This is a genomic window from Bacteroides sp. 224, from assembly GCF_010500995.1.
In the GTDB taxonomy this organism is placed as follows: Bacteria; Bacteroidota; Bacteroidia; order Bacteroidales; family Bacteroidaceae; genus Bacteroides.
In genome coordinates, this window is sequence record NZ_QVMK01000044.1 from 21,013 (window position 1) to 29,765 (window position 8,753).

The 8,753-nt window shown below is 38.8% G+C and carries 9 protein-coding genes; 5 read left to right on the forward strand and 4 right to left on the reverse strand.

Annotated features, from left to right (window positions below; genetic code table 11):
- The first annotated feature begins 4 nt into the window (after window positions 1-4).
- The 3 genes from D0T60_RS16495 to D0T60_RS16505 are packed head-to-tail and all read left to right on the forward strand — an operon-like array spanning window position 5 to window position 2,376.
- On the forward strand, window positions 5-943 hold the full coding sequence (locus D0T60_RS16495) for an alanine-tRNA synthetase second additional domain-containing protein (RefSeq protein ID WP_163219232.1): 939 nt from the start codon (window positions 5-7) through the stop codon (window positions 941-943).
- Between the two features lie 5 nt (window positions 944-948).
- Entirely contained in the window at window positions 949-1,791 is an 843-nt protein-coding gene (locus D0T60_RS16500) for a fumarate hydratase (RefSeq protein ID WP_163219233.1), read from the forward strand.
- 21 nt (window positions 1,792-1,812) lie between these two features.
- Complete coding sequence (locus tag D0T60_RS16505) at window positions 1,813-2,376, forward strand: Fe-S-containing hydro-lyase (protein ID WP_163219234.1); 564 nt, start codon at window positions 1,813-1,815, stop codon at window positions 2,374-2,376.
- Window positions 2,377-2,527: 151 nt separating this feature from the next.
- Here D0T60_RS16505 and D0T60_RS16510 read toward each other — a convergent pair whose 3' ends face one another.
- Window positions 2,528-4,486, reverse strand: a complete 1,959-nt coding sequence (locus tag D0T60_RS16510; protein ID WP_163219235.1) for a heavy metal translocating P-type ATPase — start codon at window positions 4,484-4,486, stop codon at window positions 2,528-2,530.
- A gap of 118 nt (window positions 4,487-4,604) precedes the next feature.
- The gene (locus D0T60_RS16515) at window positions 4,605-5,024 is read right to left on the reverse strand and encodes a Fur family transcriptional regulator (RefSeq protein ID WP_163219236.1); all 420 of its coding nucleotides are present in this window, start codon (window positions 5,022-5,024) and stop codon (window positions 4,605-4,607) included.
- 230 nt (window positions 5,025-5,254) lie between these two features.
- Between D0T60_RS16515 and D0T60_RS16520 the strand changes: the two genes are divergently transcribed.
- Window positions 5,255-5,743, forward strand: coding sequence for a hypothetical protein (locus tag D0T60_RS16520; protein WP_163219237.1), 489 nt, complete (start codon window positions 5,255-5,257; stop codon window positions 5,741-5,743).
- A gap of 98 nt (window positions 5,744-5,841) precedes the next feature.
- Here the strand turns inward: D0T60_RS16520 and D0T60_RS16525 are convergent, their stop codons facing one another.
- Complete coding sequence (locus D0T60_RS16525; protein ID WP_163219238.1) at window positions 5,842-6,399, reverse strand: hypothetical protein; 558 nt, start codon at window positions 6,397-6,399, stop codon at window positions 5,842-5,844.
- 649 nt (window positions 6,400-7,048) lie between these two features.
- On the opposite strand from D0T60_RS16525, the gene D0T60_RS16530 reads away from it, so the two are divergent.
- Window positions 7,049-7,654 (forward strand): HU family DNA-binding protein, encoded by a 606-nt coding sequence (locus D0T60_RS16530; RefSeq protein WP_163219239.1) that lies wholly within the window; start codon window positions 7,049-7,051, stop codon window positions 7,652-7,654.
- Here D0T60_RS16530 and D0T60_RS16535 read toward each other — a convergent pair.
- Window positions 7,605-8,573, reverse strand: coding sequence for a YafY family protein (locus D0T60_RS16535; RefSeq protein ID WP_163219240.1), 969 nt, complete (start codon window positions 8,571-8,573; stop codon window positions 7,605-7,607). The genes D0T60_RS16530 and D0T60_RS16535 overlap by 50 nt on opposite strands.
- Window positions 8,574-8,753: the final 180 nt, after the last annotated feature.

Consider the following 8,753-nt stretch of genomic DNA (forward strand, 5'->3'; position numbering starts at 1 on the left):
CGATATGCGAAACCTCATACAAGAATACTCTGTCTTCTCCCAATACTTCGCCCCACATGGGCGAGAACGACTTTTATTCTTGGGAGAACAAATCGCTCAACGTCACCTCACCTATACCGACAGATTAATAGGTATAGTAGGAGATGCAGGCTCCGGAAAATCATCCCTCATTCGGGGGATGTTTCCCGGTCTTGAACTCTCGAACGATGATGATATGCTCAATCCGCGTAAAATAATGCAGGTGCGCGATCTTTTCGAGAATGTTCAGCAATCCACCACTTATCATATTGATATGCGGTTTCAAACTGCTTTTACCCAGATGTACGAGATTGTAGACTTTGTTCGCAACGCCCTCGAAAATAAGCGACGTGTAATTGTTGAACACTTTAATCTCCTGTATCCCGCATTAGGTATCAATGCCGATGTGCTTGTAGGCATAGGCGAAGAAATTATCGTCACCCGTCCCAGTATCTTTGGTCCTCAACCTCAGAGTATTTACGAAATTGTATCCAGATCTCTACACTATCGTAAGATTGCTCATACGATCGAAGATATCACGATTATGATACTCACTACAGAGATGGGAATCAACCGTAAAATTATGTATGCCTCAGATATGCGCAATGGTTTCGTACTCAAATTCACAGAAGAAGTAGAACTCGATTTCGAATTGCTCGACTCTCGCGTCAAAGAAGAGATAGCTAAGAATCTCGGCGTTTGCTGCTGCGACGAAGATCATATTCTTATTGGCGATAAAAAAGTAGCCTGTAATTTCCCTCGTTTGCATGTGCTCAATACCTCGGAGATTGAAGAGTTTACTTTCATAAAACGCTTTGTTCCCGATCCTAAAACCAATACTTACTGCATTGTTGGTGTGTTAAGCAATAACGAAAACATCACTATCGACAACCTTAATACAGTTCATTTCCTACAACGAAAATAGAAGATATGAGACAAGTTACTACCGATAAAATTACCGATCTTGTTGAAAAGCTTTGCATCGAAGCCAATTGTGTGCTCACAGATGATATCTTTAACTGCCTTAAAATTTGCCGTACTACCGAGAAATCTCCCTTAGGCAAAAATATTCTCAACACCCTTGTTGAAAACGCTCAAATAGCCAAAGATGAAATAGCTCCTATTTGCCAGGATACCGGAATGACCGTTGTATTCATCACCATTGGGCAAGATGTTCATATTACCGGCGGTTCTATTGAAGATGCCATTAACGAAGGCGTTCGCCGCGGTTATGAGAAAGGTTATCTGCGCAAATCCGTTGTATCCGATCCGCTGAATCGTATAAATACCAAAGATAACACCCCTGCTGTTATTCATTATGACATTGTTCCGGGTGATAAACTACATATTATTGTTGCCCCCAAAGGTTTTGGCAGTGAAAACATGAGCGGATTGAAAATGCTGAAACCCAGTCAGGGGTTGCAAGGCATCAAAGACTTTGTGATTCAAACCATATCCGATGCAGGAGCCAATCCTTGTCCTCCCATCATTGTTGGTGTTGGTATAGGTGGCACTATGGAAAAGAGTGCCTATTTAAGTAAAAAAGCCCTGCTTCGCCCGGTAGGAGAGAAGAACCCCGACCCGGCATTAGCCGCTTTAGAAGAGGAACTCCTTCAATCCATTAACCAATTAGGTATTGGCCCCGCCGGCTTTGGAGGTACTACCACCGCCTTAAGTGTAAACATCCTGACGTATGCTACCCATATTGCGGGTCTGCCTGTTTCGGTAAACATTGGCTGCCATGCTACCCGTCATGCAGAAGGAGATTTATAACAATAACCAGCAAGAAACATTATGGAAACAAAGAACATCATAACTACCCCCTTTACCGACGAAGTAATCCGCAACCTGAAAGCCGGTGATTTAGTCTACATCTCCGGAGTTATTTATACCGCAAGAGATGCTGCCCATAAACGTATGTGCGAATATTTGGACGAAGGTCGCCCCATGCCTTTCGATTTCACCGGAGCTGCCATCTATTATGCCGGTCCGTGTCCCCCTAAACCGGGAAAACCCATTGGCTCTGTGGGTCCCACTACCAGTGGTAGAATGGATTTATATGCCCCTCGCCTGATGGCAGAAGGTCTTAAAGTAATGATAGGAAAAGGCTTTCGTAGCCCCGAGGTAGTAAATTCCATCATACAGCACGCTGGTATTTACTTTGCAGCTATTGGTGGCGCCGCCGCTTTAATGGGCAAATGCGTAGAAAGTGCAGAGGTCATTGCTTATGATGAGTTGGGAACAGAGGCAGTCAGGCGACTGGTTGTGAAGGAATTGCCTGTTATCGTTGCAGTTGATAGCCAGGGAAGAGATGCTTATAAAGAAGGGAGAGATGCCTATAAAGAGGGGAGAGAGTGAATGTTGTAAAAGTCCCAATTAATGATAAAATACAATTTGAACACAGAGACACAAAGGCACAGAGAATTTAACTCACTAAAAATGAGAGACTCTGTGTCTCCGTGTCTCCGTGTTCAAATCATAAATAATATCATTTTGATACACTCTTTCCCTATTTTAAGGATAATATTCTGATTGCATTCAATATTGCTAAAAGCGTTACACCGACATCTGCAAAAACGGCCTCCCACATGGTAGCAATGCCCAAAGCTCCCAATATCAACACAAATACTTTGATACTTAATGCCAACACAATATTCTGAATAACAATAGCCCGGGTTTTCTTTCCTATTTTTATAGCAGTAGCTATTTTCGAAGGTTGATCGGTTTGAATAACCACATCTGCTGTTTCTATGGCAGCATCAGCCCCCATACCTCCCATAGCTATACCAATATCACTTAGTGCCAATACGGGGGCATCGTTAATTCCATCGCCAACAAAGGCAATAACATGGGCTGAGTTAGCTTTCAGTTGTTCTACATGTTGCACTTTGTCTTCGGGTAATAAATCACCATAATACTCATCTATATTTAACTGGGCAGCAACTTCGTGCACGATGGATGATTTGTCGCCACTTAACATAACCGTTTTTTGTACCCCTAAATTATGTAGCTGCTCAATAGCCTGTTTAGCATCCGGCTTAACTTCATCTGCAATAATAATGTATCCGGAATATGCATTATCAATAGCTATGGCAACTACTGTTTCCTTTATTGAATCAATTTCTCTGTCGTAATCAAAGCCATATAGTTGCATCATTTTGGTGTTGCCAATAATAACTTCGTGTCCGTCTACATGACCTTTGATGCCATATCCGGCTATTTCTTCTACATTCTCGGTTTGATGATCAGTAGCTTTGATGTCCGGAAAGTTTTCAATAATAGCTTTGGCTATTGGATGGTTTGATAAAGACTCTAATGCAACCACAAATGCTACCATTTGCGGATGTGCCGGAGCCACTTGCTCAACCTTCTGTACTTTAAAAACTCCTTTGGTTATAGTGCCTGTTTTATCGAAAACAACCACATTTAGTTTGGTGATCATTTCAAGATAATTAGCTCCTTTAAATAAGATTCCATTGCGCGAAGCCGCTCCAATACCACTAAAATAACTCAATGGAACAGATACCACCAATGCGCAAGGACAGGAGATGACAAGAAAAACCAGTGCCCTGTAGAGCCAATCGGTAAATATATAGTTGCCAACAAACAAAGCCGGCAGTAAGGCAATAGCTAAAGCAAGAAAGAAAACGATGGGGGTGTAAATACGTGCAAATTTACGTATTAATAATTCAGTTTTGGCTTTGCGTGAAGTTGCATCCTGTACCATTTCCAGAATCTTTGCCAATGAACTATCGCTATATATTTTCGTTACTTTTATTTCGATAACCTTGTCGAGGTTTAGCATTCCGGCAAGTACAGTTTCATCTTTTCTAATTGTTTTGGGTACACTTTCGCCTGTAAGGGCAGAAGTGTTGAAACTACTGCTTTCAGAAAGCAGCGTTCCATCTAAAGGAATTTTCTCTCCCGGTTTTACTTGTATAATTTCGCCAATGGAAACTGCTTCGGGCGGCACAGTTTGATAACTGTTGTTTCTGAATACGGTGGCTGTTTCGGGACGTACATCTAATAATGCTTTGATGTTTCCACGTGCTTTGTTTACTGCCGATTCCTGAAACAATTCACCTACTGAGTAGAATAGCATAACGGAAACACCCTCCGGAAATTCTCCGATAAAGAAAGCACCTAAAGTTGCTATGCTCATCAAACTGAATTCATTGAAGAAATCTTTTTGCATTAACGCCGAGAATGCTTCTTTCATTACAGGAAATCCTACCGGAATGTAGGCAGCGATATACCATAGTAATCGTACATTTCCACGAAAGAAATCAATCTTTAATATATGATCTATTAATAATCCGGCTGCAAGAAGAATGAAACTTATTGTAGCAGGTAGATACCTCCTCCATGTTGATTGATCGTTGTTTGTATGAGCATGTCCGGAAGAACAAGAGCAAGCACTGGTGCATGATTGTTCAACAGGGCGATTGGGTTGATGTATAGTTGCCATAAATATAATTTTTAAAGTAAGTGTTTGCGGTTTAATTAATTATAAACACTTACAAAATTGTTTTGTTTATGACAAAGGTACATAAATGCTTTTGCAACCAGGTTGCAAAGTAGAATAGCTATTTAGTGCCTCCGGAACACTGATCGCAAAGACCTTTCATCACAAAGTTCACGCTTTCCAACAGAAAATTATCCGGCAATTGTACTGTTGGAATGGAAATACTCTCCAGACAGAATGTTTTGTGGCAGCGACTACAATTAAAGTGTACATGCAGTTCGCCGATAGAACACATGCAATGATCACTGCAAACAGAATACTTCATAGAGCCGGAGCCATCATCTATACTGTGAATTAATAAGTGATCGTGAAATAAAGTAATTGTTCGGAAAAGCGTTGATTTATCTACAGTGCCCAGTTCAATTTCGAGATCGGAAAGACTAAAAGCTTGTGGATAATTAACCATTGCTTTAAATATCAATAGCCGCACTGCGGTTGGTTTAATGTCTCTTGCTATTAATTTATCTTCGAGTTCTTTCATGTTGTTTTGGCGGAGGATTAGGAGTGATTTAGCAAAGTTAGGAAAATATTTCCTTCTCACAAACGAAGGTAAATAACATACATTAACTATTTACTCCGACGAGCTGTGACAGTATCGCTCCCTACCTTTGTATTATCGTTAAATGATTGGAAGAGTAAGGTACAGGATTCGGTACACAAACACAGCTCGGGAAATAGTTCTCTTGCTAACCTAAATTAAAATTAAAAAGTATGGCATCCATTTTTACAGAAAAAAAGGAGTTTATCTTAAACCTTGACAAGGATAAACCAACAATGTTTCGTATAAAAACAACGAAACAACAAGAGTTATCGTTCGAAGAACTTTTGGACGAAGTATCTAATGCCTGTGGCGTAGGACGCGCCCAGACCAAAGCCAGCGTAGAGGGATTGCTGGATCGTATGACTGTATTCATGAATCACGGCATGATTATCCGGTTGGGAGATTTTGGGAGTTTTCGTCCTGCCATCAACGTAAAAGCACAAAAAAGTGCCGACGATTTGAAGGTTGACAATATTCGGAGAAGGAAAATAATCTTCACACCCGGAAAGAGATTCAAATACATGCTTAGCAATCTTTCTTTCAGAACCATTGATGATTCAGTGTCTTCATCCAACGCCGGAAATGGAAATAGCGGTAGCGGAAACAGTGGTAATGGAAACAGTGGAGAAGGCGACGAATTCATTGATCCAAGTGCATAAAAAATTATAAATAAAACAACTCATCCTGTATCTTATTTTTTAAGAACCGGTATACGATAAAAAGTATGCCGGTTCAAATAATGGCATGCCTCTTACTCTTAAATTAGCATATACAAAATAGGAAATGCCATTGCTATTATCCATAAGTGTTTTTGAGAACCAATTGTTTTTAATTTTAGACATAATCTAAATAATAAGAAATACATAATCATATATATCATTAGAAAAAATATTGAGTATGTCTTTTTTACATAAGAATATATATCTGCGTAATACCAAAAACCTTTAGTTGAAATTTCTCCTAATCCAATAAATGGAACTTTCCTCTTAGACTTATTACCGGGATTAACCCACAAACCTATTATTGCTTTTTCTTTTTGTATAATCTTACTGTAATAATTACTGCAAATAAGTTGCTGCACAAATCCGAGATATCTTCTCTCAAATTTCAAATTGTTTATTGTCTCAAATGAGATACAAGTACCTCCGCTTGATATGTGTTTTTTTATTCCTGTTTTTTTTGATATTGGATTAATCTCTCTGTACTTTATTTCTACATTCTCATAAATAAGTTTTTTGTCAAGACTTATAATGATGAAAATGTTTGTGATAGTAAAAGTTATTGGGAGTAATATTATCAGTATTGTATATTTCATTTGTCTTATGCTTTCACGGTTTTTCAGTTACATCCTGCCTTATAGCGAATCAAATTATTAAAATTGTTCTATGCTTCGCTTTATCGTCTGATTTCCAAAAGTACTAAATGTTTGAAAAACGACCCAATTTATAATATGAAGTCTTTATTTTAAATTTACCCATATTCCTATTTTAAAGAAATCTTGCTCTCTTTGCTATAGAAAATAAAATAGATATTGAACCGCAGAGTTACGCAGATTAACGCAGAGGATTAAGTTTTAGTTCTATGCAGCATTGTATTAAAAACTCTGTGTTAATCTGCGTAACTTTGCGGTTCAAATTTAATCATTTCTGAACCTATATGTGAACTAATTAGTTTCGTCTTTCCGTATGCCAGTGCCTTTACAGTGAGTACCGTATCTTTGTTGTTTTTATACTGAAATTTATTTCTGTTTCATCTGCAAACTATTATCTTTGCTTGCAGAATTTATTCGTCCACCCGCGGGTGGACGCAACGTACTCCACGGGTGGACGCAAAGTATCCCGCGGGTGGACGAAACGTACTCCGCGGGTGGACGAATAAATTTCGCAAGGAAATGAAATAGATTTTGCGCAGAAAATAAATAGATTCCGCATAGAAAAAGAATAGTTCTCTTAATACAATGACTTATGAGTATATTATATGATTTTTTCGAAACAAATGAAATTGGTGAAGAAGCAGGCGAAGGCGCATTAAGAGCACGTACAGTATCGCGTGGAACCATTTATACAGATCGGATTTTAGAACGAATGGCCGATACAAGCGGTTTCAAAGCATCTGAAATTAAAGGAGTGCTTGCCTCACTCACCGATTCTGTGATCTATTTTTTAGAAAGAGGGTATAATGTACAAGTGGATGAACTGGGCTACTTCTCGGTATCGCTTACCAGTCGTCCGGTAAAGAACCGCCAAGAGATACGAGCGGAATCTATAGAGTTTAATAAAGTAAATTTTCGTGCAGGCAAAAAAGTACGTACTCGCTTAACTTTGGTTGAAAAAGAAAAAGTTTTCGGTCAGCAGAAACCTGCACAGTCGTCAAAGCTTTCGTATGAAGCACGGGCACAATTACTCAAAAAGTTTTTGGAAACGCATCCGTTCGCTACTCGTGCCGATTATTGCCGGTTAACATCAACTTTGCGTAGTAAGGCAATTGCCGATATTAATTTGTTTATCAAAGAGGGATGGCTTAGAAAATACGGTCAGGGTCGGAATCTGGTTTATTTGTTAAATTCCTGATCGCATTACGATGCATCTCAATTAATTTCTCGTTCAAGGATTGTGGCTTAATAACTTTCATTTCGCCACTATAGGTAAAGAGTTCGGTAATCAGGTCGGGTGTTAGCTTCACGGTTAATGCGATTCGAAATTCCTCTTCATTATTAATCAATACCTGTTGGCTTTCATGTAGCGGGCACGAATCGATGTATTTGCCTCGCAGTGGTGTAAAAGAGAGGATTATGGTTTCGGCTTTCATCTTTTTATCAGCATAAATGCCAAAACAGTGTTCGAACTGGTCTTTGAGTCGAATGGTTTTATCCTTTTTGAATTTACGGTTGGTGATGGTTAGCACCTTAATTCGGTCTAATCCCCATGTTTTGATTGATTTTTCGTTTTCGTTTTTTTCGTTTACTTCTATAGCAAGCAGGTACCACCGGTTTTTAAATTCGCGTAAGCCGTATGGTTGTAGATATCTTAGTTTATTGTCGGCTTGAGTTTGGTATTTACTATATTCAATGATAATCTCTACCGAATTTTGTATGGCAGTAATAAGCCTGAAACGATGTTCGAGCCCTTTGGATTTCCGGTTTTCGAGATATACAATATCTTTCAGATCGCTGAAAGAAAACAACGAACTCAGTTCGAATAAACGATTGAGTTTAGAAAGAGATTTTTCGTTTTTGGGAATGTAGTATCCTCGCTGTTTCCTACAAAACTCAATACTGATATCCATATAAGGAGAGTTGCGTATCTCGGCAAGGTCGCGTTCGATGGTGCGTACGCTTATACCAATGTCTTCGATTCCATCATAATAGAGCATCTCGTTTTTTACTGCATATTCCAGTTCTTGCATACTGATGTAGGGATGAGCGTAGATTTTGTCGATAATGAACATCCAGCGTTGCAGAAATCCTATTTTCTTAGAAGTTTTAGACATAGTGCACCTTTTTTTGTGAATTACAGCGGCGAAGTTATAAAATTATTATATACATTGCATCCTGACAACAATATTTAATATGGAACTTTTTTTTGTCTTTATATTTTTTCATTCTCTTTTCTTTAAAAGATCTTACTCCTCTTTCTTTTACGCCTATTTTACTGTTATATATCTATACAC